Below are 26072 nucleotides of genomic sequence, written 5' to 3' on the forward strand. Positions count from 1 at the left end.
CCCGCTCACCTGCGGAAAGGAATTTTGACGTGGACACGAAAATGGGAATTGCCAGATGCCCGGAAAGGGCATAGATGCAGCGGCGGGACACCTCTCCCCAACGAGAGGCATTTATCTGGAAGGATAGCACATATGGCTACCAAGCACCCGCAAACGCGTCCTGCTAACCCGCGTTTCTCTTCTGGCCCCTGCGCCAAAATCCCCAATTTCTCCGTCGAAATGCTGGCTGACGCCCCGCTGGGCCGTTCGCACCGTGCCAAGGTTGGCAAGGACAAGCTGAAAGCCGCCATCGAGACGACCCGCGAAATCCTGGGCGTTCCCGCCGATTACAAAATCGGGATTGTGCCCGCTTCTGATACCGGCGCCGTCGAAATGGCGCTCTGGTCGCTTCTGGGTGCCCGCAAGGCCACGATGCTCGCTTGGGAATCCTTCGGTTCCGGCTGGGTCACCGATGTTGTGAAGCAACTCAAAATCGACGCCGAGGTGAAAACCGCCGATTACGGTCAGATCGTCGATCTCAAGGAGGTCGATTTCAACACCGACGTCGTGTTCACCTGGAACGGCACCACCTCCGGCGTGCGCGTCCCGAACGGCGACAAGATCCCCGCCGACCGCGAAGGTCTGACCATCTGCGACGCGACCTCCGCCGCGTTTGCCATGGACCTGCCGTGGGACAAGCTCGATGTCACCACCTTCTCCTGGCAGAAGGTGATGGGCGGCGAAGCGGCGCACGGGATGCTGATCCTCTCGCCGCGTGCGGTTGAGCGTCTGGAAAGCTATACCCCCGCATGGCCGATGCCGAAGATTTTCCGCATGACCAAAGGCGGCAAGCTGATCGAAGGTATCTTCGTGGGAGAGACGATCAACACGCCTTCCATGCTTGCGGTCGAGGATTACCTCGTGGCGCTTGAGTGGGCGAAGAAGATCGGCGGCCTGCCGAAGCTGATCGAACGCTCCACCACCAACGCGAAAGTGCTCTGGGATTTCTGCGACCGTCACGACTGGATCGCCAACCTCGCAGAGGACGACGCGACCCGTTCGAACACCTCGGTCTGCCTGAAATTTACCGATGAGCGCATCAAGGACGGCGCTGCTTTCGCGAAAGCCGTGGCAAAGAAACTCGAAGAGTACAACGCAGCCTACGACGTGGGCGCCTATCGCGATGCCCCCGCCGGTCTGCGCGTGTGGTGTGGTGCGACGGTCGAGTCCTCCGACATCGAAGCCCTGACGCTCTGGCTCAAATGGGCCTTTGAAGAGTGCATCGCCGAGCAATAAGCCCGCGCACCCAAGGACCTGACGGGCGGCCCGACCGCCCGTATTCCCCAAAGAATTCTGTTAGATAGGAGCCCTCCAATGGCCCCCAAAGTTCTCGTCTCCGACAAACTCTCGGAAACCGCCGTTCAGATCTTCCGTGATCGTGGCATCGACGTCGATTTCATGCCCGAGCTTGGCAAGGACAAGGAAAAGCTCGCCGAGGTGATCGGTCAATACGACGGTCTTGCGATCCGTTCCGCGACCAAGGTGACCCCCTCCCTGCTGGAAAAAGCCACCAAACTGAAAGTGGTGGGGCGTGCAGGCATCGGCACCGATAACGTCGACAAGGAAGCCGCGTCGAAAAAAGGTGTGATCGTGATGAACACGCCGTTCGGCAACATGATCACCACCGCAGAACACGCCATCGCGCTGATGTTCGCGGTCGCCCGTCAGATCCCCGCCGCCGATGCCTCCACACAGGCAGGCAAATGGGAGAAATCCAAATTCATGGGGGTCGAGCTGACCGCCAAGACGCTGGGCGTGATCGGTGCGGGCAACATCGGTGGCATCGTCTGCAACCGTGCTCTGGGCCTGAAAATGAAAGTGATCGCCTACGATCCGTTCCTCTCCGAGGAGCGCGCTGGCGAACTGGGCGTTGAAAAAGTCGAGCTGGACGAGCTTTTGAAACGTGCCGATTTCATCACGCTGCACGTGCCGCTGACCGACAGCACCCGCAATATCCTCTCGAAAGAGAACCTTGAAAAGACCAAGAAAGGCGTGCGCATCATCAACTGTGCCCGCGGCGGTCTTGTGGATGAGGTTGCCCTCGCCGAGCTGATCAAATCCGGTCACGTTGCCGGTGCGGCCTTCGACGTGTTCTCGGAAGAGCCTGCAACCGAAAACCCGCTGTTCGGTCTTCCGAACGTGGTCTGCACGCCGCACCTCGGCGCCTCCACCACGGAAGCACAGGAAAACGTGGCACTGCAAGTGGCCGAGCAAATGTCCAACTATCTGATGGACGGGGCTGTCGAAAACGCGCTGAATATGCCGTCGATGACCGCCGAAGAAGCCAAGGTCATGGGCCCGTGGGTCAAGCTTGCCGAAGCTCTGGGCTCCTTCATCGGTCAGGTGACCGAGGAAGCCATCGAGACGATCAACATCACCTATGATGGCGTCGCCTCCGAAATGAACCTCAAGGCGCTCGAAGCCGCCGTCGTGGCTGGTATCATGCAGGCGGTGAACCCGGACGTGAACATGGTCTCCGCGCCGTTGATCGCGAAAGAGCGTGGCATCCAGCTTTCGAAAACCACGCAAGACGCGTCGGGGTCGTTCGAAGGCTACATCAAACTCGACATCCAGACCGTCGAGAAATACCGCACCATCGCGGGCACGGTGTTCTCCGATGGCAAGCCGCGCTTCATCCAGATCAAAGGCATCACCATTGACGCCGAGGTCGGCGAGCACATGCTCTACACCACCAACAAAGACGTGCCGGGCATCATCGGCAAACTCGGTACGCTGCTGGCCGAGCATAACGAAAACATTGCAAACTTCACGCTGGGCCGTACCGACGCGGGTGGCGATGCGATCGCGATGACCTTCCTCGACACGCCGGTGAAGGCGGAAACAGTGAAGGCGCTGAAGGACTCTGGCCTGTTCCAGCGCGTGATCCCGCTGCACTTCAAAGCCTGATCGCGAATCTCTGGTCGCACAGGCCTCTTTAGGAAAACAATCAGACGGGCCGCTGGACAAACCAGCGGCCCGTCGTCTTTTTATGGCCTAACACAGCATCAAAGCGCTAACATATCGACATGCACAAACGGGGCGAGGGCCCCACAAGGGAGGAAGACCCCATGAGAACAAGAGCCGCAGTTGCGCTTGAGGCGGGGAAGCCGCTTGAGATTATGGACGTGAACCTTGAGGGACCGAAGACGGGCGAGGTTCTGATCGAGGTGAAGGCCACGGGCCTGTGCCATACCGACGAATTCACCCGCTCGGGCGCGGACCCGGAGGGGATTTTCCCCTGTATCCTCGGCCATGAGGGCGCGGGTGTTGTGTTGGAAGTCGGCGAAGGCGTGACCACGCTGAAACCCGGCGATCACGTTATTCCGCTTTATACACCGGAGTGCCGCGAATGCCCGTCATGCCTGTCCGGCAAGACCAACCTCTGCACCGCGATCCGCAACACCCAAGGCCAAGGCCTGATGCCCGATGGCACCACGCGGTTTTCGATGCTTGATGGCACGCCGATCTATCACTACATGGGCTGTTCCACCTTTGCGAACCACACCGTCATGCCGGAGATCGCGCTGGCGAAAGTCCGTGACGACGCGCCCTTTGACAAGATTTGCTACATCGGCTGTGGCGTGACCACCGGCATCGGCGCCGTGATCAACACCGCTGGTGTGGAAATCGGGTCCACCGCCGCTGTGTTCGGTCTAGGCGGCATTGGTTTGAACGTCATTCAAGGCCTGCGCATGGCCGGGGCCGATATGATCATCGGTGTCGATCTCAATGACGACAAGGCCGAGATGGCGAAGAAATTCGGTATGACCCATTTCATCAATCCCTCGAAAATCGAAGGTACTGTCGTTGAGGAAATCGTCAACCTCACCAAACGTGGCGCGGACCAGATCGGCGGCGTGGATTATTCCTTCGATGCCACCGGCAACGTCAAGGTGATGCGCGACGCTCTGGAATGTTCGCACCGGGGCTGGGGCGTTTCTGTGATCATCGGCGTGGCACCGTCGGGGGCAGAGATTTCCACCCGTCCGTTCCAATTGGTCACGGGCCGCGTCTGGAAAGGCACGGCGTTCGGCGGCGCGAAAGGGCGCACGGACGTGCCGAAATTCGTCGATTGGTACATGGACGGCAAGATCGAGATCGACCCGATGATCACGCACAAGCTCAAACTCGAAGAGATCAACCACGGATTTGACCTGATGCATGAGGGCAAGTCGATCCGTGCCGTGGTGGAATATTGATGCAGGTTAAATCCACAAACCGCAGTCACGGTGGCACGCAAAGCGTTTACACCCATGCGTCCAAAGCGACCGGGACGGAGATGGAATTTTCCGTCTTCGTGCCGGATCATGAGGACGGCGAAAAGCTTCCGGTGGTGTTCTATCTCTCGGGTCTGACCTGCACGCAGGCCAATGTCACCGAAAAGGGCGAGTTCCGCGAGGCCTGCGCGGAGCTTGGCCTGATCTTTGTTGCGCCGGACACATCTCCGCGTGGCGAGGGCGTGCCGGATGATGCCGAAGGCGCCTATGATTTCGGTCTCGGTGCCGGGTTCTATGTCAACGCCACAGAGGAGCCTTTCGCAAAACACTACCGGATGCGGGAGTATATCGAAGAGGAACTGCCCGCACTGATCGGCGCGCATTTCCCTGCCGATATGGAGCGCGTCAGCATCATGGGCCATTCCATGGGCGGGCACGGCGCGCTAACCGCCGCGCTGCGCAATCCGGGCGCGTTCAAATCCGTCTCGGCCTTTGCCCCCATCGTCAGCCCGCTGAATTGCCCGTGGGGCGAAAAGGCACTGACCGGTTATATCGGTGCGAACAAAGCGGCGTGGCGGGAGTATGACGCCTGTGCGCTCATTGAGGATGGCGCACGTGTGCCGGAAATCCTTGTAGATCAGGGCACATCCGACAATTTCCTTGAAAATCAGCTCAAACCGGAGCTTTTGACACAGATTTGTGAAAAGACCGGACAGCCTCTAACACTCCGGATGCAAGAGGGCTATGACCATAGCTATTACTTCATCTCCACCTTCATGCGTGACCATCTGGAGTGGCATGCGATCCGCATGAAGTCCTGACACGTTTCGCGTCGGATCAGAGCCGCTCATCCGACGCGCGACACACCCAGGGAGGCTCCCTTGCGCATTTACGCCATCGGCGACATTCACGGTCAACTCGACATGCTCAAAGCCGCGCATGCGCGAATCGAGGCGGACAAGGCACGGGTCGGAGACTCGGACGCGCGCATCATCCACCTCGGAGATTATGTGGATCGCGGGCCGGACAGTGCGGGGGTCATCCAATACCTGATGGACGGGATCGCAGAGGGCAAACCCTGGCGGACCATTCGCGGCAATCACGACCGGATGTTCACCCGTTTCGTGCGCCATGGCATCGCCCATGACGATCATATCAAATCCGGCAAAAGCTGGCTCCACCCGGCTCTGGGCGGCCCCGACACATTGGCCTCCTACGGGGTCGAGGCGGTGGACGGGGAGTTCGAACTGGCCCATATGCGCGCCGCCAGGGCCGTACCGGAAGCGCATATCGAATTCATCGAGAACGCGCCGCTGACCTACGCCTGGGGCGATTACCTGTTCGTCCACGCGGGCATCCGCCCGCGCGTGCCGGTCGAACACCAGACGGAGGACGACCTGATCTGGATTCGCGAAGGTTGGCTCGATTACCACGGCGCTCTGCCCTACACGGTGGTGCATGGTCACACCGCGCTCGACACCCCGACGCATTTCGGCCACCGCATCGACATCGACTCTGGCGCAGGCTACGGGCGTCCGATGACGGCAATGGTCATTGAGAACGGCGTTGAAGAGGTGGTGACAGAGACAGGTCGCGCACCGCTGTTCCACGCCGAACCGGCCTGAAGCACGCACAGCCACTGTCCGGTCGACATTCCAAAAGGCTTTTACCGCCACTGGGACGAAAGCCGCGAATTTTCCGTCAATTTTCACGATCCGGTTAAGACTCTTTTCACCCTGTTCGGACCATTCTGGCGCAAAGCCCGGATTCCATGTCCGGCAGGGTTTGAAGAGGTCTCGTATGTCACTGTCGGAAACACTGTCACAGGAACGTCGCGCACGTCTTGCCGCCGAGCGTCTGTTGGAATTGAAACAGGCAGAACTGTTCGAAGCCAACCGCAAGCTGTCCCAGCATGCGCGACATCTTTCCGACGAGATCATCGTCACGCGGGAGGAAACCGAGGTTCTGCGTGATGAAAACCTGCGCACGCGGGAGGACCTTGAGAAGGCCAATGTCGCTGTGCATATTGCGGAGCGTCGGCTTTGGGATTCGATCGAAACGATTCAGGACGGTTTCGCCGTGTTCGACCCTTCCGAGATCATGATCGCCGCCAACCCGGCCTATCTGCGGATTTTTGACGGGCTGGAGGATGTCAAACCCGGCATCACCTACCCTGAGATCGTGCGTCTGGCGGTGGAGGAAGGCATCGTCGACATCGGCGACCTGACACGGGAGACGTTTATCAACCAGGCGATGACACGCTGGCGTGCACCAGTGCGGGAGCCGCAAACCATCCGGCTTTGGAACAACCAGTTCGTGAAGCTTGTGGACCGCCGCTCCCCGGAGGGGGACATGGTGTCGCTCGGTCTCAATATCACTTCGACCATTCGTTATGAGGAACGCCTCAAGAGAGCGCGAAGCAAGGCGGAGGCCGCCAACCGCGCCAAATCCGCTTTCCTCGCCAATATGAGCCACGAGATTCGCACACCGATGAACGGCATGGTGGGTATGGCCGATCTTTTGTCGGAAACAGGTCTGACCGAGGAGCAAATCCTTTACGTCGATACGATCAAATCCTCGGGCGAAGCGCTTTTGACCCTGATCAACGATGTGCTCGACTACTCGAAGATCGAGGCCTCGAAACTTTCTCTGCATCCGGATGCGTTCGATCTGGAGCGCTGCATTCAGGACGTGATGGTGCTTTTGCAGCCTTCTGCCACGCAAAAGAGCGTCGACCTCATCATCGACTACGACATGTTCATGCCGACGCATTTCATCGGCGACCCGGGACGGGTGCGACAGGTTCTGACCAATCTGATCGGCAATGCGGTAAAATTCACCAACAAGGGACATGTGATCGTGCGTGTCGTCGGCCTTCCTGAAGAAGACGGCAAACGCCAGCGCGTTCATGTGTCAGTGGAAGACAGCGGTATCGGCATCGCGCCCGACATGATCGAGCACATTTTCGGCGAATTCAATCAGGTCGAGGACGAGCGCAATCGCAAGTTCGAGGGCACCGGGCTTGGCCTCGCGATCACGCGCCAGCTCGTACAGCTCATGGGCGGCGAGATCTGGGTCGACAGCGAAGAGGGTGTCGGCTCCTGTTTCGGCTTTCATATCACCATGGATGTGGTCGAAGAAAACAAGGCACACGCCCTCCCCTCCTGGATGCACAAGGCGGCCCTTGTGGATCACATCCACGCCAATTCGCTCATTCTCGAAAAACAACTGACCGCGCTCGGCTTCGAGGTTTCGCCTTTCGAGAGCGCCGAAGCCCTTCTCGCGTCACCCCTTGATGCGCAGGTCTATCTCATCGACAACAAACTGCCTTATGAGGATATCGGCGGGGTGATCCGCGAGTTGCGCGCGCGTGGCCTCAAAGCTCCGATTTTGCTGATGACCTCGGGGCCGGTCCCGGCAGGGAGCTATGACATAGAGGATGCCAAGACCCTTCAAAGACCGCTTCTCAGGGCCGATCTCTGGCGGGCGCTGGCCGATCTTGTGCCGGTCGAACCGATGATCGGCCATGAACCGACACGCCGGATGCGGGTTCTCGCGGCCGAAGACAACAAGACCAACCAGCTCGTGTTCGGCAAGATGCTCAAGGCGCTCGACATCGAATTGCGTTTCGCCGCCAACGGGCGTGAGGCGGTGGAACTGTATCAGGACTTCCAGCCCGACTTGGTGTTCATGGACATTTCCATGCCCGAGGTCGATGGCAAGGAAGCCACCCGGCAAATCCGCACGCTCGAACTCGATACAGGCATACATATCCCGATCGTCGCGCTGACGGCGCATGCCATGGCTGGCGACGATCAGGACATTCTGGCCGCAGGTCTCGATCATTACATGACGAAACCGCTGCGCAAGGCGGCGATCATCGACCGTATTCTACAGGAACTGCCCGAGGATTGCCGTCCGATCCTGCCGGAAGAACGGGCGGAGGTCATGGCCGGGGAGTGATCCGCACACGTCAGGCGGCGTGAATCGCCTCAATCATCGCGGGACCGAAACGCTCGGCGGGTTTGTCGCCAACAATGCGGGCAAAACTCGCCATATCACCGGGGCGCATTTTCACGAGTCTGGTGATCTGCGAGGCCGTGAGGCTCATCGGCTTGAGCGTCCCGCAGGCACCGCGCGTCAGATCGTGGTGGATCACCTGCAACCGGTCGAACAGATCGCCACCGCCAGAGCTCGCCAGCTTGCGCCGAGCGGGATGCAGTTCCGGTACCGGCGCGCCGAGTATGACGGAGAGAAACAGATCGCCATAGCGTTCGAGTTTCTTCGCCCCGACCCCACCGATCCGCCCCATCTCGTCGAGCGTCTGCGGGCGTTTTTCGGCCATCTCGATCAGGGTCCGGTCGGCAAAGACCACATAGGCAGGCACGCGGGCCTCTTCGGCGAGCGCGCGGCGTTTCGCCTTGAGCGCGGAGAGCACGGGCGCGTCTTCCTCGGACACCAGCGCCTTGGCGACCGGGCCTTTGCGCGCCTTCGCCAGCGTGTCCTTGCGCAGGGTAATCGTCTCTTCGCCCTTGAGGATCGGCATCGCCGGCTCGGTCATGTAGAGCGCGCCGTGGCGTTCTGGGTCCGGGCGCAGCAGATCGGCGCCCATCATCTGCCGGAAAATCGCGTTCCACTGGCGTTTGTCATAGTCCTTGCCGATGCCGAAGACGGAGAGGCGATCATGGTTCCACTGGCGCACCTTGTCGGTCAGGTTGCCTGTCAGCACGTCGATGAGATGCCCCGCGCCAAATCCCTGATCGCAGCGCAGCACGGCAGAGAGCGCCTTGCGCACCGCCGTTGTGCCGTCGAAAATCTCCGGCGGGTTATCGCAGAGATCGCAATTGCCGCAGGGCGCGGCTTCTTCGCCGAAGAATTTCAGAAGCGTCTGACGCCGACAGACCTGCGCCTCAGCCAGCCCCAAAAGGGCATTGAGGCGGGCATGATCAGCGGCGCGGCGCTCCGGGGGGGCAAGGCTTTCGTCGATCTGGGTACGGCGAAAGCGGATGTCGTCGGGACCGAAGAGGGTGAGCGTCTCGGCCGGAGCACCGTCGCGGCCCGCACGTCCGATTTCCTGATAATAGCCTTCGACGCTTTTCGGCAGATCGGCATGTGCGACCCAGCGGATGTCCGGTTTATCAATCCCCATGCCGAAGGCGATGGTGGCGACGACGATCAACTCGTCCTCCTGTTGAAACCGTCGCTCGACCTCACGACGACGCTCCGGCTCCATGCCACCGTGATAGGCGAGCGCCATATGACCCGCGTCCGAGAGCGCCTTTGCGAGGCTTTCGGTTTTGGCGCGGGTGCCGCAATAGACAATGCCGGACTGACCTTTACGCGCGCTTGCGAAATCGAGGATTTGGCGGCGCGGGCTATCCTTGACGGCAAAGGCGAGGTGGATGTTCGGACGATCAAACCCGCGCAGGAAACTTTCGGGTTGGATGCCATCGAACAAGCGCGTGACGATCTCGGCCTGAGTTTCTTCGTCGGCGGTGGCCGTGAAGGCCGCCAGAGGCACGCCCAGCGCGCGTTTGAGATCGCCGATACGCAGGTAATCGGGTCGGAAATCATGACCCCATTGCGAAACACAATGGGCCTCGTCGACGGCAATCAGGGAGACATTCGCGCGGCGGAGCAGCGGCAGCGTGCCGGCGGAGGCGAGCCGCTCAGGCGCCATGTAGAGAAGTTTCAACTCGCCACGGGACAGCGCCGCAAACACCGCATCGTTTTCTTCGTCAGTATTGCCGGAGGTCAGCGCGCCTGCGGCGACACCGGCGGCTTGCAACCCTTGCACCTGATCGCGCATGAGGGCGATCAACGGCGAAATCACCACGGTCAAGCCGTCGCGCACCAGAGCGGGGAGTTGGAAACAGAGCGATTTGCCGCCGCCTGTGGGCATGATGGCGAGCACATCGCGACCGGCAACTACGGCCTCCACAATCTCCGCCTGCCCAGGACGGAAGTCGTCAAATCCGAAAACGGAGGATAAAAGCCCCTGTAAGCGCCCCTCAAAAGGCTCCTGTGCCGTGTCCATGTCGCCTGCTCTTTATGATTGGCGACAGAATCGCATGCAGAGGCACGAGGCTCAAGGGCGTTTAGTAGAACATGCCCATGTTATTGTAGATGATCCGCTCAATGGCATAAATCGCGATGAAGGCTACCAGAGGCGCGAGGTCCAGCCCATTCATCGGAGGCAGGATTTTGCGGATCGGGCGATAGACCGGCTCCAGAAGGCGCGAGAGACCTTCCCAGATCTGATAGACCAGCGGCTGACGCACATTGAGCACCTGAAAATTGATCAGCCAGCTCATGATGATCTGAACGATCATGACGAATTTCACGACGCCGAGGATCATCAGCAGAATTTGCACCAAAGACAGCATATTTCAGGTTCCTATATTGACGGTCGTTCTCTCACCTAAGGTCTCCGTCCCGATCACACAAGGGTGCCTGTAGACGACCTATGCCGCAACGTCCGACTTGACCTTTGCCCTCGCAACAAGACAGTGGCGTGCATGTATCCTTTCGTCCGCATGTTCTATCAGGCGTGGAAATATAAAAACGCGCCCAAACTCGGCCTCTTCGAGCCGCATTATTCCCGGCATATCTGTATGCCCTGGGATATCGACTTCTGGCTTGAACTGAATAACGGCAGAACCTTAACAATCTTTGATCTCGGCCGTGTGCCGATGTCGATCCGCAACGGCACGGCGAAGGCCGCGAAAGAAGGCGGGTACGGCATGGCAGTCGCAGGCGCTTCGGTGCGCTATCGTCGTCGGGTCACGACGTTTCAGACCGTGGACATGGTGACAACGCCTATCGGGTTCGATGACAAATTTCTCTATATCGAACAGTCGATGTGGGACCGAAAAGGCGAATGCTGCAACCATATCCTGATCCGTGGAGCCGTGATCAAGAAGCGCAGGATGGTGCCGCCGAAAGAGCTTCTTGAGCGTCTGGAACCGGGCGTCGAAAGCCCTGAGTTGCCGGACTGGGTAAAGAACTGGATTGCGGCAGATGACACACGGCTCTGGCCGCCAACGCGTTGAAGCCCGATCCGCGCCTGTCAAAGCCTTTCACGAAACGCTTTAAGCGTTGCGTGCGCAGTGCTTTGCCTGTTCTATCGCCGCAACTGAGGTGAGAGGGACAGGCACATGGCGGAACCGAGCCATCGCAAGCGCATCTGGGGCTGGATGATGTATGACTGGGCGACGCAGCCCTTTCATACGCTGGTCCTCACCTTCATTTTCGGGCCGTATTTCGCCGAACAGTTGATCGCCTATCTGACGGCGGGTGGCATGGACACTGCGCATGCCAAAGCAGAGGCGCAGTCGATCTGGGGTTACGGGTTAACCGTCGCGGGGCTTATGATCGCCTTTTCCGCACCCGTGCTCGGGGCCATCGCCGATGAAAGCAAGCGACGGATGCCCTGGATCTGGCTGTTCTCCGCGCTTTACGTGATCGGATCGGCGGGGCTTTGGGTCGCCTCGCCGGAGAGTTTCCCCACGGTTCTGGTGCTTGTTTTCTTCGCTTTGGGCCTGATCGGCGTCGAATTCACCACGATTTTCACCAATGCGCTTTTACCCGCTCTCGGGTCGCGCGAGGAAATCGGTAAAATCTCCGGCAATGGCTGGGCCTGGGGCTATGTCGGTGGGATCATCGCACTGGTGATCATGCTTTTGCTCTTTGCCGAGAATGCTGCGGGCGTGACGCTTTTGGGAAGCGCACCGCTGTTCGGCCTCGACCCCGCCACACGGGAAGGCACGCGCTTCGTCGGCCCCTTCGTCGCACTCTGGTTCGTGATTTCGATGGTGCCGTTCTTCCTTTGGGTGCGGGAGCCGAAAAGTACGGTGACTGCGCAACCAGGGGCGATCGGCCGCAGCATCGACGAGTTGATGAAGACCCTGCGCAGCCTGCCGAAACGGCGCTCGCTCTTTGCCTTTCTCGGGTCCTCGATGTTCTACCGCGATGCGTTGAACGGTGTGTTCACCTTCGGCGGCATCTACGCGCTCGGTGCGCTGGAATGGAGCGTCGTGCAAATCGGCGTCTTCGGCATTCTCGCGGCCTTGACCGGCGCGATCTTTACCTATTTCGGCGGTATCGCAGACCATAAATTTGGCCCGAAACCGGTGATCATCTTTTCCATCGCCGTGTTGGTGACCGTCTGCCTCTTCATTCTGTCCATCACGCGTGAAAGCGTCCTGTTCAGGACCGTGGAGGCGGGCAGCAAGCTTCCCGACATCGCCTTCTACATCTGCGGAGCGGTGCTCGGCGCCGTGGCGGGGGTGATTCAATCCGCCTCACGCACGATGATGGTGCGACAGGCCGATCCCGAGCGCATGACCGAGGCCTTTGGCCTCTATGCGCTCTCCGGCAAGGCCACCACATTTCTTGCGCCCGCACTGATCGCTGTGGTCTCCGATATCACCAATTCCCAGCGTCTCGGCATCACTCCGCTCATCGCCCTTTTCATTCTGGGGCTCGTGCTGCTAGCTTGGGTGCATCCGGAAGGCACAAAGGTCACTGATGATGCGTAAATGGTTGGGCTTCGCTCTGATCGCGACATTGGCCGCCTGTGTGGGCGGCGAAAAGGACAGGGCCCCGACCCCCAAGGTCTCGGTCTCTTCCTCCGATCACCGTCCGGCCAAGGACCTGTTCGGTCCCGTGGCGCTGCCTTCGCAGCAAACTCCTGCATCTTTCGGCAGCTATTCACAAGGCTGTCTGGCGGGGGCCATTGCCCTGCCGGAAAGCGGTCCGACCTGGCAGGCCATGCGCCTGTCGCGCAACCGCAACTGGGGTCAGCCGGTTCTCGTTGATTTCCTTAAGCACCTGTCACGCAAGGCCGCCGCACAGCCCGGCTGGAACGGCCTCTACATCGGCGACATGAGCCAGCCGCGCGGCGGTCCGATGTCGTCAGGACACGCGAGCCATCAGGTCGGTCTCGACGCCGATATCTGGATGCTGCCGGCAACACGTCTCGACCTGAGCCGGGCGGAGCGTGAAAACCTGTCGTCGATCTCGATGCAGCGGGCCTCCGGCGCCTATACGAACGCAAGCTGGACCCGCGCGCATCACGAAATTCTCAAGGCAGCCGCCTCCGACCCGCGTGTATCGCGGATTTTCGTCTTCCCCGGCGCGAAAGTTCAGATGTGCAAGGACGAGACGGGCGACCGGTCATGGCTTCGGAAAATTCGGCCATGGTGGGGGCACCACTACCATTTCCACGTCCGGTTGAACTGTCCGAAGGGCGATAAATACTGCGTGGATCAGGCTCCGCCACCCTCCGGTGACGGGTGCGACGATGCGCAGGAATGGGTGAACAACATCCTCAACCCGCCGCCGCCCGATCCCAATGCCAAGCCCGCGAAACCGAAACCGCCGATCACACTCGCCACGCTGCCCGCACAATGTTCCGCCGTCTTGTCCTCGCGCTGATCGCGAGCACTCTGCCCCTCCTGTCTCAGGCCGCAGAGTTGAAATATCTCGGATCCTTTACCTGGATTTCTGCGGATGCACGGGTCGGCGGGCTTTCGGGGTTGGAGCTGTCTGAGGATGGTCTGTCCTTCTGGGCCTTGTCGGATCGTGCGATGGTGTTCCATGGCGGTCTCAAACGTGACGAAAAGGGTGTGGTTTCCGGTGCTTTTGTCGAAACAGCGCAGGGGTTTCTGACCTCGGACGGAAAGCCTCTGCCCCGTTATTCCGACGACAGTGAGGGGATTGCGGTCTCGTCGAGTGGCCAGATTTTCCTGTCCTTCGAGGGCAACCACCGCGTCGCGCAAATGGCCCCGAAAACCGGACGGCTAACCGATCTGCCGAACCACCCGGATTTTGCCGGGATGCAGAACAACTCCTCGCTCGAAGGACTGGCCATAGATCGCAAGGGTACGCTTTACACATTGCCCGAACGCTCCGGCGAGATGACCCGTCCCTTTCCACTTTACCGCTATCGCCCCGGTGCGGGCTGGGATCGCCCGTGGTCGATCCCCCGTGACGGCACCACGGATTTCCTGCCTGTGGGGCTTGATATCGGTCCAGACGGTCGGCTCTATCTTCTGGAGCGCTGGTTTACCGGGCTGGGCTTTGCCAGCCGTGTGCGGCGCTTCGATCTTGGGCCGAAGGGTCCCGTGAACGAGCAGCTTCTCCTGCGCACGCTGACCGGCACCCATGACAATCTCGAAGGCATCGCGGTCTGGGGCACCCCCGACGATGTCCGCGTAACGATGGTGTCCGACAACAATTTCAAGTTCTTCCAACGCACCGAATTCGTCGATTACCGCGTCGAAGAATAAGGCTTGATTTGTCTCCGGGCGGGGGTTAGACCGCCGCGTCGCCCCAAAACGGGGCCGAGTTGCCGTCACCTTCGATAAAAAACGGGTCACATCATGAATCGTATCCTTCCTGGCATTCTTGCCATGGCCGCCATTGTCGTGGCCTCCAACATCCTCGTTCAGTTCCTCATCGCAGATGGGCTTCTGACATGGGGCGCTTTCACCTATCCCTTCGCCTTTCTCGTCACCGACGTGATGAACCGGGTCTATGGCGTACAATCCGCGCGCAAGGTCATCTTTGCCGGTTTCGTCACCGGGATCGTGTGCTCCCTTATCGGCACGCAGATCACCCTGCAAGGCGACGGCTATACCTATCAGGCTGTGGCGCTTCGTGTCGCCATTGGGTCCGCCATTGCTTTCCTCATCGCCCAGCTCACGGACGTGTTCGTGTTCGACAAGCTGCGGGAAGGCTCGTGGTGGAAAGCCCCCTTTGCCTCCTCGATCATCGGCTCCGCTCTCGATACCGCAATCTTCTTTTCCATCGCCTTCTCGCAGAACCTTCATGTCTTTGGCGAAAGCGCGGATATGGAAGTGTCTTGGGCCTGGGAAAGCGTGCCTTTCCTGAATTTTGGCACTCCTGTTCCTCTTTGGGTTTCGCTCGCAGTGGCCGATTGGTGTGTGAAACTTGCCCTCGCTTTGATCGCTCTGGTGCCTTTCCGCCTAATTGTTAGGCGGCTCACGGCACGTATGGTATAAATTTACTTGCCATATACCAAATCTGTGCCACCATTTACCTATCGGCAATTCATCGAAAGGAGGTGGTCCAGTGTCTAGAGTGATGTTGGAGAGCGAGGTCAAGACAGTCGGGGGGGCCGCCACCTAGAGGAAAAATCTAGTGTGAAACATCCCTGATTGGGTCTTCCTAACTGGCCCATCTCCTGAGATCTCGGAGGGCTGCTCTATCTGGCAGCCCTTTTCCTTTGCGCTATAGTTGCCCCATGCCCCTGACCGTCACAGATCAAATCACCATCGCCGACTGGGAACTCACCGAGCAATTCATCCGCTCGTCGGGGCCCGGTGGGCAGAACGTGAACAAGGTCTCCACGGCGGTCGAGTTGCGGTTTGAAGCGGCGCGCTCTCCTAATTTACCCGAACCTGTGAAAAACCGCTTGAGACGCTTGGCCGGACGACGCTGGACCAAGGAAGGCGCTGTCGTCATTCAGGTCGAAGAGACCCGGTCGCAGGCGCGAAATAGGGAGATCGCGCGGGAGCGATTGGCCGAACTGGTGCAGAAGGCGCTTGTGGTGCCGAAACGCCGGGTGAAGACGAAGCCGACGAAAGGGAGCGTTGAGCGGCGGATCAAGGCGAAGAAGGAACGGGGGGAGGTTAAGAAGTTGCGGGGGAAGGTGGGTTAGTCCTCATAATCACGACGTAGAAGTAGTGACATGGCTGAGGGAGGCCTATTTGCTGAGCCTTTGATCTTTGCGGCTATGGTTTTTCCATCCTCGCGGAACTCTTTAAGGCGATCTTGAACACGACCAATTTTAGTAACGTCCAAATTGATGCGCAAAGCGGTGCCAGGGAAGCTAGTCATATAGTTCCACTTGGATTTTTTTGTAAAGTGTATTGCTGACTCTCCGCTCGCAATTACGAAATTACCACCGTTTCGAGCCAGCCTGTTTGTCATATAGAGCCCGTAGCCAGAATTGAACCAAACGTTTGAGCGGCGCGGCAAATGTGTTTTACCTGAAACGCCGGGAAGTAAGCTATATTCAAGCGCTTCTTTGTCTGTTGGGAAGCGAAAGTTTGGGTTGGTACCCAAACCATTCCGAATACCAATTCCAAAATCAGCTACGGCAAACTCTACTTTTTGGCTGTTTGGCCAGAACTGAGCACAGAAATACAGGCTTTCAGCCTCAGCATGCTCGAACACATTTCGAAATATTTCTCGAATGGAATAGGAAAGGACATCGAACATCTGCCCATTTTCATCATGATCTCTGCAAAGTACGTCTGCGCTCCTATCCACAGATCTCTGAATTAGGTCTGGGAGTTCTTCATACTGATCAATTGATTTCTCATAGAAACTTACCTTAGAAATTTCTGTGAGTGGCAAGTAGTTGATACTTCCTAGAGCCTCACCAAGCTCCTTCCCATGGTCGAAGCCACACATGGAGAAAAAACCCATATGCGACAGATATCCATGATGTTCCCATCCATTGAATACTACAGTAAGTCGAGGGCATTTCTCACGAAGGTATCTAATTTTTGAAGCGATCACCAACATAGAAAAGGGAGCAAAAAAGGTACCCGGGGCTAGTTCAAAAATTATTCGATCGTGTTGAGAATAATAGTCTAATTCTTTAATGAATTTGAGTACTTCTGAAAGTGTTAGGTTATTGGGAAATGGGATTCTTGCATTAGGCATGATCTACTCGTTCACTATTCGCCTCTGTTGCTGAAAAGATAGATTTATTACTTCCTAATATAATAAGTGCATTATCCTAAACCACAACCTCCATCGCCTCCTGCTCACCAACCCCAAACACCCGTTTATACCGCGTGACTTCCTCGGCAGGTCCCATCGCCTTGTTCGGGTTGTCGGACAGTTTCACCGTCGGATTGCCGTTCGCGGAGATCGCCTTGCACACCAGCGAGAAGGGCGCCAGAGCGTCGTCCGGGGTCAGGCCGCGGAAGTCGTTGGTGAGCAAAGTGCCCCAGCCGAAGGAGGTTTTCACCCGGCCTTTGAACTGTTTATGCAACTCGATGATCTTGTCGGTGTCGAGGCCGTCGGAGAAGATGATGAGCTTGCTCAAAGGGTCTTCGCCCCGTGATTTCCACCAGTCGATGGCAATCTCCGCCCCGGTCGCGGGATCGCCGCTGTCGATGCGGATACCGGTCCAGCCAGCGAGCCAATCGGGAGCACGATCCAGAAAGCCCTTGGTTCCGTAGGTGTCGGGCAGGATGATGCGCAGGTTGCCGGAGTGCTCGTCCTGCCAGTCGCGCAGCACATCATAGGGGGCTTCGGCCAGCGCCTTGTCGTCGCGGGCCAGCGCGGAGTAGACCATGGGCAGCTCGTGGGCGTTGGTGCCGACGGCTTCCAGATCGCGCATCATGGCGATGTGGCAATTCGAGGTGCCGGTGAACTTGTTGCCCAGACCCTCGACCATGGCCTGCACGCACCAGTCCTGCCAAAGGTAGGAATGGCGGCGGCGGGTGCCGAAATCGGCGATTTTGAGACCGTCGAGGGGTTGGAGCCGTTTGACCTTTTCCCAGAGCTTGGTCATGGCGCGGGCGTAGAGCACCTGAAGCTCGAATTTCTTCATTGGGCCGAGGACGGCGCGGGAGCGCAACTCCATGAGGATCGCAAGCGCGGGGATTTCCCAGAGCATGACCTCGGGCCAGCTCCCCTCAAAGGTCAGTTCATATTGGCCATCGTGTTTTTCAAGTTGATAGGCGGGCAGGCGCAGGTTCTCGAACCATTCCATGAAGTCGGAGCGGAACATCTGGCGTTTGCCATAGAAAGTGTTGCCGCGCATCCAAGTGCTCTCGCCGCGTTTGAGCGAGAGGGAGCGGACGTGATCGAGCTGTTCACGCAACTCACCTTCGTCGATCATCTCGGCGAGGCGAATGTCTTTCGAGCGGTTGATAAGGGAAAAGGTGACGGTGGTGTCCGGTTTGTTGCGGAATACCGACTGACACATCAGGAGCTTGTAGAAATCCGTGTCGATCAGGGAGCGGACGATCGGGTCGATCTTCCATTTGTGATTGTAGACGCGGGTGGCGATGTCGACCATGTCAGAGGCCCTCTTCCAGTAACCGCCCTGTTAAAGCAGGGCGGGCAAGGGTTTGGCAAGGTTGATGTTAACGCTCACTTGTCGCGCGGCGTCCAGTCCGGGTCCTCGACGCCGCGACGCGACAGGCGCAGGGCGAGACCCAGCGCAATGCCGGTGCCAATGGCGACCGTGAGATCGGTGAGAACGGTCAGCACCAGAGTGATGAACAGAAGCGCCACATCGGACCGCCGTCCGCGCAGATATTCACCCCAGCGATGCGGTTCGGACATGTTCCAGGCGGTGAGGAGCAGAAGACCCGACAGCGCGGGCAGGGCGAGATAACTGGCCAAAGGCGCGGCGAGCATCATGATCGCCAGCAGCGTCAGCGCATGGACAATGCCGGCCACGGGGGTCTTGCCGCCCGCACGCACATTGGTGGCGGTCCGGGCAATGGCGCCGGTGGCGGGCAGGCCACCGAAAAGCGAAGAACCGATATTCGCCCAGCCCTGCGCCATCAACTCGGCATTGGAACGGTGCCTGCCACCGATCATCCGGTCGGCAACCATGGCCGACAAAAGGGATTCGACACCGGCGAGAAAGGCAATGACCAGCGCGGAGGGCAGAAGCTCGCGCAGAGTGGCAAGGTTCAGATCCGGCAGATGCGGGGCCGGGAGGCTTTGCGGCAACTCGCCGAAACGGGAGCGGATGGTTTCGACCGGCAGATCGAACAAGGCGACAGCAGCAGAGGTCAAAGCGACTGCAACAATCAACCCCGGCAAGCGCGGAAAGGCGCGGCGCAGGAGCGTGATCAACACCATAGTTGCGAGACCGATAGCGAGAGAGGCAGGGTTGAGGCCGGGCAGAGCCTTGAAGAGTGCCGGGATTTTTTCAAGGAAATCGGCGGGAAACGGTCCGGCAAGACCGAAGAGATCGGGGAGCTGGCTGGTGCCGATGATCACGCCGATGCCGATGGTGAAGCCATTGATCACCGCTTCGGGCACGTGGCGCACCAGTTGTCCCGCGCGGAACAGACCGGCGATGATGAGAACGATCCCGGCAAGGAAGGTCGCGGCAACGAGACCATCATAGCCATGGGTGGCAATCACGCCCGCCACGACGACGATGAACGCCCCGGTGGGACCACCGATCTGAACCCGGCTGCCACCCAGCGCGGAGATCAGAAAACCCGCAACGATCGCTGTGACGAACCCCACGGCGGGCGCGGCTCCGGAAGCGATGGCAATGGCGATAGACAAGGGCAGGGCCACCAGTGCAACGGTAACGCCTGCGAAGAGATCAGAGCCGAACTCGGCCCGGGTGTAGGTTTTCAGGGTGGTGAAGAGTTTCGGTGTCATGACCCTACAAGACCTCGACCCCGGCGGACTTCATGCCGTCGAGCGCCCCCGTGAGGGAGCCGTCCATGTCAATGGCACGGCAGAGATCGGCGCGCACGGTGACCTTGAAGCCGAGCTTCGCGGCATCCACCGCGGAGAAGTTCACGCAGAAATCGGTCGCCAGCCCGACCATGGTCAGCGTGTCGATTCCGCGCGTGCGCAGATAGCCTTCGAGCCCCGTGGGCGTCACATGATCATTCTCGAAAAAGGCGGAATAGCTGTCGATTTTCGGGTTGAAGCCCTTGCGGATGATCAGGTCGCCCGTGGTCACGAGATCCTTGTGAAAAGCCGCGCCTTCGGTGCCCTGAATACAGTGATCGGGCCAGAGAACCTGTGTGCCGTAAGGCATTTCGGTGGTCGAAAACGGCGCGGCGCCATGGGTGGTTGCGAAAGAGCTGTGGTCCGCCGGGTGCCAGTCCTGCGTCAGGATCACAGTGGGGAACTCGGTCATGAGCGCATTGACGCCCGGCACAATTTCGTCTCCGCCAGCAACCGCAAGCGCACCGCCGGGACAAAAATCATTCTGGATGTCGATGACAATAAGAGCTTCGTTCGCTGCACGCATGGGAGGACTCCTTTGCGCACTGTGGTAACGCGCAGGAGGAGTGTGGGCAAGCCTGCCGCAAAGGACATTTGCTGCCTTAAACCACTCCGTCGCCTTGCTCGCCTTGAGGATAATCAGCTTAAGGCGAACATGGGAGAGCGTGGTAAGAGGGCAGAAAGCGTCCTCTCACCACAGTTTTCGCCGGATTAGGCTCTTATTGCACCCGCATCCGCAACAAGCGTCCGCCCCGATCAATGGTGATCAGCCACATGCCGATCTTTTGCCGGGCGACGTTCTGAAGCGTCTTTGCCGTGTCGATCTCTGTGCCATTCACCTCAACGATCCTGTCTCCGGGTTGAAGTCCGAGACGCGCGGCAGTGCCTTGAGCCTCAAGGAGAACAACGCCCTCAGATGTGAGGGAGAGGTCGAATTCGTCGATCAGCGCGGGGGTCAGATCGGCAACGATCATCCCGCCCAAAGGACCCGGTGAGTTGATCTCAACCGTGTCTGTTTGCTCCGACCCCGGAGCTGAAATCAGAGACAAATCCAGATCAACAGGCTCTCCAGAACGCAAAGCGGAGAGCTTGACGGTCGATCCGACCGGCAGGATCGACAGCCGGTATTCGAGATCGGAGGGAGACAGGATCGGTTGATCATCGAGAGACAAAAGCACATCGCCTGCCGACAGGCCCAGCGCAGCGAAAGGCGATTGCGGGTGCAATTCGGCCAGAACGACACCCTCGGGCCGGTCGAGACCCAAAGCGTCGGCGACCGAGTCGTCCACGGATTGCGTCGTCACGCCGGACCAGGGGTGGATGAAGCGGGTCTGTCCGGCCTCCGCCTGGCGGGCGAATTCGCGCACGAGGTTGGCGGGGATGGCAAAGCCGATCCCGTTCGAACCACCCGAACGCGACAGGATCGAGGTGTTGATGCCGACAAGACGGCCCGACATATCGACAAGCGCACCGCCGGAGTTGCCGGGATTGATCGCGGCATCGGTCTGGATATACGACCCCGCGCCACCCGGAATGGCGGAGCCGGAGCGCGCGAGGCCCGAAACGATACCGGAAGACACGGTCTGTCCCACACCGAAAGGGTTTCCAATGGCCAACACCAGATCGCCGACTTCGAGCGCATCGCTGTCGGCGAAAGGCAGTGCGGGCAGGTCGGTGGCCCCGTCGAGACGGAGCACGGCGACATCGGCCTCCTTATCTGCCAGAATCACTTCGCCCTTGTATTCGCGCTTGTCGGAAAGGACGACACGGATGTCAGAAGCTTCGCCCACAACGTGATAATTCGACACAACAAGCCCGTCGCCGGAGACGATCACACCCGATCCGAGGGAGCGTTGAACCCGCTGTCGCGCAGGGCCAGAACGAAAGAATTGCGAAAAGAACGGATCGCCCGCAAAGGGAGAAAGCCGCTCCTCGACCACACGGGAGGCGTATATGTTGACCACGGAGGGCGATGTTTCCTTGACGATGGGAGAAAAGGAAAGTTGGATTTCGGCGCGGCTTTCGGGCACCTGCGGCGTTTCCGCGAAGGCCATTTGGGCCGGGTTAGAGACGGAAATAGCCAGAAAAGCGGCGATCAGGGCACTTCGTTTCATCGCGGGGCCTCATGTCTGTGCAGGATGCGATTAGATGACGCAGACAGGTGGCGTTTTGCAAGCTCTTGCCTGATCACGGCTTGGAGCGTATCGAACACATCATGTTTACCGTCTGCGCTCTGTATCACTTCACCCGCTTCACCGACCCCGCCGCTTTGCGGGGGCCGCTTCTGGAACTTTGCCTCTCGGAAGGCATCACGGGGACGCTCTTGCTCGCCAGGGAGGGGATCAACGGCACCGTGGCCGGACCGACACCCGCCGCGATTGAGCGCTTGGTGTCGCATATCCGGGGCCTGCCCGGCTGTGCCGATTTCGAGTACAAGCTTTCGACAGCAGAAGAGCAACCATTTGCCCGGATGAAAGTGCGGCTCAAGAAAGAGATCGTCACCATGGGGCAACCCGATGTCAACCCAAAGGCAAGGGTTGGACACTATTGCACGCCAGAGGAGTGGAATGAACTGATCTCGTCGCCGGATGTGGCGGTGATCGACACGCGCAATGATTACGAGGTGCAGATCGGCACGTTCAAGGACGCAATCGACCCGCATACCAAAACCTTCCGCGAATTTCCGCAATGGTGGGAAGAGAACAGGGATCGCTTTCACAACAAGCGGATCGCGATGTTCTGCACCGGTGGTATTCGCTGCGAGAAATCGACGAATTTCCTTTTGGGGCAAGGAATCGAGGAGGTTTATCACCTCAAGGGCGGCATCCTGAAATACCTTGAAGAGATGCCGCAGGAAGAGAGCCTTTGGGAGGGCGAGTGCTTCGTGTTCGACGGGCGAGTGTCTATCGGGCACGGGCTGACCGAGGGACCGCATGAGCTGTGCCATGCCTGTCGACGTCCGATCCTGCCGGAGGACAAGGCGCGCCCTGACTACGAGGAAGGCGTGTCCTGTCATCAGTGCATCGACGAATACGATGCGGCACGCAAGGAGCGGTTCCGCGAACGGCAGCGGCAGATCGCATTGGCGAAGACGCGCGGCGAACGTCATATGGGTAGGGTGTAGCACCCCAAATTTTGCCCGGCTGAGCGAATGCTCTTAGGTGAGAAACAGAAGGGTCAAATCAGGTGCATCGGCAAGAGTGAGTCCTTCAAGGATGACGGACTGACCGGCCCAGAGAACCACCAGATTCCCATCAGCCGTTTCGCCATAACTCAAATCGCTTTTGCTATATCCCGCAATGTCGAAATAGAGACTGTCGAGCCCGATCTCGTAATCCCTGACGGTATCCTCCCCGCTGGTCGCATCGAACACAAAAACATCCGCCCCAGCCTCTCCGAGCAGGATGTCGTTTGCCATTCCACCTTCCAGACGATCATCGCCATCGCCGCCGTAAAGCCGGTCCGTCCCGTCTCCGCCATAAATCACATCGTTGCCATCCTGACCGTAGAGACGGTCGGGGCCGCCCTCGCCGTAAATCGTATCGTCGCCAATCCCCCCGTAGACATAATCCGCGCCAGCACCACCGAAGAGCATGTCATTGTCCTCATCGCCATGCACCCGGTCGTCTCCGCCACCGCCCGTCAGCCAATCCTCGCCGGTACCTCCGAAAAGGATGTCATCACCCGCTTCTCCGTCCCCGATGTCCGCACCGGAACCGCCATAGAGGCGGTCTGTGCCACTGCCCCCGTACATTTCGTCGTTGCCGTGCTGCCCATAGAGCCGGTCGTTGCTCTCCTCACCATGAAGCACGTCATCATCGCTGCCCCCGTAGAGGTAATCGCTGCCATCTCCTCCGAACAGAAGGTCGTCCCCGTCATCGCCATGTAGCCGGTCGTTATCGGCACCGCCATACAACCGGTCCAGCCCCGTGCCACCGAACAGAAGATCATCCCCCTCCTGCCCATAAAGGCGGTCACTGCCATCGTCGCCGTAGATTCTATCCTGCCCTGTACCGCCGTAGACGTAATCCATACCGTCCCCGCCATACAGCTCATCATTGCCCTCATCGCCATGAACGCGATCGTTGCCAGCACCGCCATTCATCAGATCATGACCACCACCACCGAACAGAATATCGTCCCCGTCTTCGCCTCTGCCGTCATCGTTCCCTTCACCACCATAGAGCCGATCATTGCCGAGACCGCCCCGCATCGTGTCATTCCCGTCCTGACCGTAGAGACGATCCCCGCTTTTGCCCCCGATCAGGGTGTCATGCCCTCCACCACCATAAAGATAGTCGCCGCCCGCATCGCCATAGAGAGTGTCGTCGTCTTCATCACCATGAAGCCGGTCGTTGCCGAGGCCACCGGATATCCAGTCCTGTCCCGTACCGCCAAAGACACGGTCGGCACCATCCGCTCCGTAGATCGTATCATTGCTCGCGTCGCCGTATATCTGGTCGTCGCCGGTATCCCCGGACAGGGTGTCGTCGCCATCACCACCATGAAGCACGTCGTCCCCATCGTCGCCATGGAGTGTGTCGGCCTCACCCTCGCCGTACAATTCATCGTTGCCTTCGCCACCGTAGAGCACATCCATGTCGCCACCGCCGAAGAGAATATCGTTGCCGGAATCGCCGTAGAGCGCATCATTTCCGGCATAACCATAAAGGACGTCATCGCCACCGAACCCCGAAATATCGTCCGTGAACTCGGTACCGGCCAGAATATCGTTGCCCTCCGTCCCGCGCATGCTCCCCGCCGAAGCAAGGGCGGGACGGTGAGGGGTTATGAAGGCATTTTGTAAAACCTGACCAATCGTCAGATCGTATCCGTCATGGGAATAAATTTCGACAACATCGCCATTGAGCCTCAGGGCGATTCCCCCGGCAAGGCTGTAATATTCAACGCTGTCCGGGATATAAACCATGGCATAATTCGAGAGATCGAGACGATCTTCACCGGGCTTGAAATCCATGATCCGGTCGATTGAGCCATCGGCGGTCAGCACGAACACATCGCTCCCGCTTCCTCCCGTAAGCTGATCCGCACCCTGACCGTCGATGAGAATGTCGTCTCCGGCATTGCCGAAGAGCAGATCGTCCTGAGCACCACCATCGAGAATGTCACGCGCGCCACCGCCCGTCAGCGTATCGGCGGAGGTTGTCCCTGTCAGTGTCTGCCCCCATGCCGCACTGTCGAATGCGAGCGTATAAACACCTCCCGTGCTGCGGGAGGTGAAATAAAGGGTGATATCATCCCCCTCCTGCACCACGGACAGCCCATCGGCATCGTATAGCGGCATACCGGACCAGGCCAAACTGGTCTCGACCAGCACCAGATGCCCAGACCCGGTCAGCAGAAAGAGACTGAACCCCGCATCGGCACCGCTGGCGATAATGAATGTGCTGCCCGCAACGCTGAAACTCTCGACCATGGTGGCGGCGGAGAACCCGGTAACATGTGTGTCGAGCACATGATCGACTGCCGTCAGCACTCCTGTCGCGTCGAGGTGAAACACCGAAAGGGTTCCCGCCTCCACACCGCTGGCCACGACGACATAGGTCTTGCTTCCTACCTCGACCACAATGAAATCGTTCGGGGAATGGATGCCGACCTGTTGCGAAGCCCCGTTTCGGGACAATTCCACGACAGTGCCCACCTCTGCATCAAAGACGTAAACGACCAGATCGGAATGTGTCTGATCCGCCACCAAAAGGAATTTTCCCGCTGAGGTGGTCACGATTTCCACATCGGATGCGACATCGGAATTCAGGACCTGAGACAAATAGCCATTCAGGGATGCCGCCGTCGTGGACACCCAGTGAACCGCGATCTCGCCATTTGCACTGGTGGTCAGGATTTGGGCGATCCCTCCGGCCTCCTCGATCACCTGAATGGCACGCAATTCGCGGATATCCGTCGCCGTGCTGCTCATAATGACCAGAGAACCGATCACACCGGTCGATGAGATTGGATAAGCATAAAAATCACCGGCTCCCGAGGCACCGCTGATCAGATAAACCTGTCCGTTCAGCGTCAGAACGGCCATCCGGGTTGTTTCGGAATCGAGCGTGCCGCCTATAAACGGCCGCGTGTTGAGAAGGGATAATTGTCCATTGGGTGCAACAGAATATGTCGCGATCCCACCGTTGACGCCATTGATCGCCAAGGCAAGCGTACCGGAATTCAGATCGAGAAAGATCAGATCCCGGATGTCACTGTCGTAAGTCGGGACACCGCTTTGGGAGAACCCAATGTAATTGAAAGCACTCATAGCCCACCTCTTCCACCGAGGAAAAGCTATCCGGCGACGCTTACCAGGAGCTGATACAA

Annotated in this window: 21 protein-coding genes; 13 read left to right on the plus strand and 8 right to left on the minus strand. The window is 58.9% G+C overall.

Going from position 1 to position 26072, the window contains the following annotated elements; translation table 11 throughout:
* Positions 1–132: 132 nt before the first annotated feature.
* The 6 genes from C8N42_RS05930 to C8N42_RS05955 all read left to right on the plus strand — a co-directional run bounded on the left by C8N42_RS05930 (position 133) and on the right by C8N42_RS05955 (position 8219).
* Positions 133–1275, plus strand: a complete 1143-nt coding sequence (locus C8N42_RS05930; RefSeq protein WP_107815624.1) for a phosphoserine transaminase — start codon at positions 133–135, stop codon at positions 1273–1275.
* 78 nt (positions 1276–1353) lie between these two features.
* Positions 1354–2946: a phosphoglycerate dehydrogenase gene (gene serA / locus C8N42_RS05935; RefSeq protein WP_107815625.1), complete on the plus strand. Its 1593-nt coding sequence runs from the start codon at positions 1354–1356 to the stop codon at positions 2944–2946.
* 161 nt (positions 2947–3107) lie between these two features.
* Complete coding sequence (locus tag C8N42_RS05940) at positions 3108–4238, plus strand: S-(hydroxymethyl)glutathione dehydrogenase/class III alcohol dehydrogenase (protein ID WP_107815626.1); 1131 nt, start codon at positions 3108–3110, stop codon at positions 4236–4238.
* Positions 4238–5077 carry an S-formylglutathione hydrolase gene (gene fghA, locus C8N42_RS05945; protein ID WP_107815627.1) on the plus strand — a complete coding sequence of 280 codons (840 nt, stop codon included), beginning with the start codon at positions 4238–4240 and terminating at the stop codon, positions 5075–5077. The genes C8N42_RS05940 and fghA overlap by 1 nt, the downstream gene beginning before the upstream one ends.
* A gap of 60 nt (positions 5078–5137) precedes the next feature.
* A complete protein-coding gene (locus C8N42_RS05950) occupies positions 5138–5881 on the plus strand; it encodes a metallophosphoesterase family protein (RefSeq protein ID WP_107815628.1) in 744 nt (247 codons plus the stop codon).
* 175 nt (positions 5882–6056) lie between these two features.
* Positions 6057–8219, plus strand: a complete 2163-nt coding sequence (locus C8N42_RS05955; RefSeq protein ID WP_107815629.1) for an ATP-binding protein — start codon at positions 6057–6059, stop codon at positions 8217–8219.
* A gap of 10 nt (positions 8220–8229) precedes the next feature.
* Here C8N42_RS05955 and recQ read toward each other — a convergent pair whose 3' ends face one another.
* Positions 8230–10293 carry a DNA helicase RecQ gene (gene recQ / locus C8N42_RS05960; protein ID WP_107815630.1) on the minus strand — a complete coding sequence of 688 codons (2064 nt, stop codon included), beginning with the start codon at positions 10291–10293 and terminating at the stop codon, positions 8230–8232.
* A 61-nt stretch (positions 10294–10354) separates the two neighbouring features.
* A complete protein-coding gene (locus C8N42_RS05965) occupies positions 10355–10642 on the minus strand; it encodes a YggT family protein (protein WP_107815631.1) in 288 nt (95 codons plus the stop codon).
* A gap of 132 nt (positions 10643–10774) precedes the next feature.
* On the opposite strand from C8N42_RS05965, the gene C8N42_RS05970 reads away from it, so the two are divergent.
* The 6 genes from C8N42_RS05970 (at position 10775) to arfB (ending at position 15942) form a co-directional block, all read left to right on the plus strand.
* The gene (locus C8N42_RS05970; protein ID WP_107815632.1) at positions 10775–11308 is read left to right on the plus strand and encodes an acyl-CoA thioesterase; all 534 of its coding nucleotides are present in this window, start codon (positions 10775–10777) and stop codon (positions 11306–11308) included.
* A 105-nt stretch (positions 11309–11413) separates the two neighbouring features.
* On the plus strand, positions 11414–12796 hold the full coding sequence (locus C8N42_RS05975) for an MFS transporter (protein WP_107815633.1): 1383 nt from the start codon (positions 11414–11416) through the stop codon (positions 12794–12796).
* Entirely contained in the window at positions 12786–13694 is a 909-nt protein-coding gene (mepA, locus tag C8N42_RS05980; protein ID WP_107815634.1) for a penicillin-insensitive murein endopeptidase, read from the plus strand. Before C8N42_RS05975 ends, mepA begins: the two co-directional genes overlap by 11 nt.
* The gene (locus C8N42_RS05985) at positions 13667–14548 is read left to right on the plus strand and encodes an esterase-like activity of phytase family protein (RefSeq protein WP_107815635.1); all 882 of its coding nucleotides are present in this window, start codon (positions 13667–13669) and stop codon (positions 14546–14548) included. The genes mepA and C8N42_RS05985 overlap by 28 nt, the downstream gene beginning before the upstream one ends.
* A gap of 93 nt (positions 14549–14641) precedes the next feature.
* Positions 14642–15283 (plus strand): queuosine precursor transporter, encoded by a 642-nt coding sequence (locus C8N42_RS05990; RefSeq protein ID WP_107815636.1) that lies wholly within the window; start codon positions 14642–14644, stop codon positions 15281–15283.
* A gap of 242 nt (positions 15284–15525) precedes the next feature.
* Positions 15526–15942 (plus strand): alternative ribosome rescue aminoacyl-tRNA hydrolase ArfB, encoded by a 417-nt coding sequence (arfB, locus tag C8N42_RS05995; protein WP_107815637.1) that lies wholly within the window; start codon positions 15526–15528, stop codon positions 15940–15942.
* Here arfB and C8N42_RS06000 read toward each other — a convergent pair.
* From C8N42_RS06000 to C8N42_RS06020, 5 genes are all read right to left on the minus strand, one after another.
* Positions 15939–16955 carry a hypothetical protein gene (locus C8N42_RS06000; RefSeq protein ID WP_146168244.1) on the minus strand — a complete coding sequence of 339 codons (1017 nt, stop codon included), beginning with the start codon at positions 16953–16955 and terminating at the stop codon, positions 15939–15941. The genes arfB and C8N42_RS06000 overlap by 4 nt on opposite strands.
* A gap of 76 nt (positions 16956–17031) precedes the next feature.
* Entirely contained in the window at positions 17032–18324 is a 1293-nt protein-coding gene (gene pncB, locus C8N42_RS06005) for a nicotinate phosphoribosyltransferase (protein WP_107815639.1), read from the minus strand.
* 74 nt (positions 18325–18398) lie between these two features.
* A complete protein-coding gene (locus tag C8N42_RS06010) occupies positions 18399–19658 on the minus strand; it encodes a SulP family inorganic anion transporter (RefSeq protein ID WP_107815640.1) in 1260 nt (419 codons plus the stop codon).
* 4 nt (positions 19659–19662) lie between these two features.
* Complete coding sequence (gene pncA, locus C8N42_RS06015; RefSeq protein ID WP_107815641.1) at positions 19663–20262, minus strand: bifunctional nicotinamidase/pyrazinamidase; 600 nt, start codon at positions 20260–20262, stop codon at positions 19663–19665.
* A gap of 193 nt (positions 20263–20455) precedes the next feature.
* Positions 20456–21850, minus strand: a complete 1395-nt coding sequence (locus tag C8N42_RS06020; protein ID WP_107815642.1) for a trypsin-like peptidase domain-containing protein — start codon at positions 21848–21850, stop codon at positions 20456–20458.
* A 101-nt stretch (positions 21851–21951) separates the two neighbouring features.
* On the opposite strand from C8N42_RS06020, the gene trhO reads away from it, so the two are divergent.
* The gene (gene trhO / locus C8N42_RS06025; protein WP_107815709.1) at positions 21952–22860 is read left to right on the plus strand and encodes an oxygen-dependent tRNA uridine(34) hydroxylase TrhO; all 909 of its coding nucleotides are present in this window, start codon (positions 21952–21954) and stop codon (positions 22858–22860) included.
* A 33-nt stretch (positions 22861–22893) separates the two neighbouring features.
* Here trhO and C8N42_RS06030 read toward each other — a convergent pair whose 3' ends face one another.
* Positions 22894–26013 carry a calcium-binding protein gene (locus C8N42_RS06030; RefSeq protein ID WP_170109224.1) on the minus strand — a complete coding sequence of 1040 codons (3120 nt, stop codon included), beginning with the start codon at positions 26011–26013 and terminating at the stop codon, positions 22894–22896.
* Between the last annotated feature and the right edge of the window lie 59 nt (positions 26014–26072).

Source organism: Celeribacter persicus (assembly GCF_003050785.1).
Taxonomy (GTDB): domain Bacteria; phylum Pseudomonadota; class Alphaproteobacteria; order Rhodobacterales; family Rhodobacteraceae; genus Celeribacter; species Celeribacter persicus.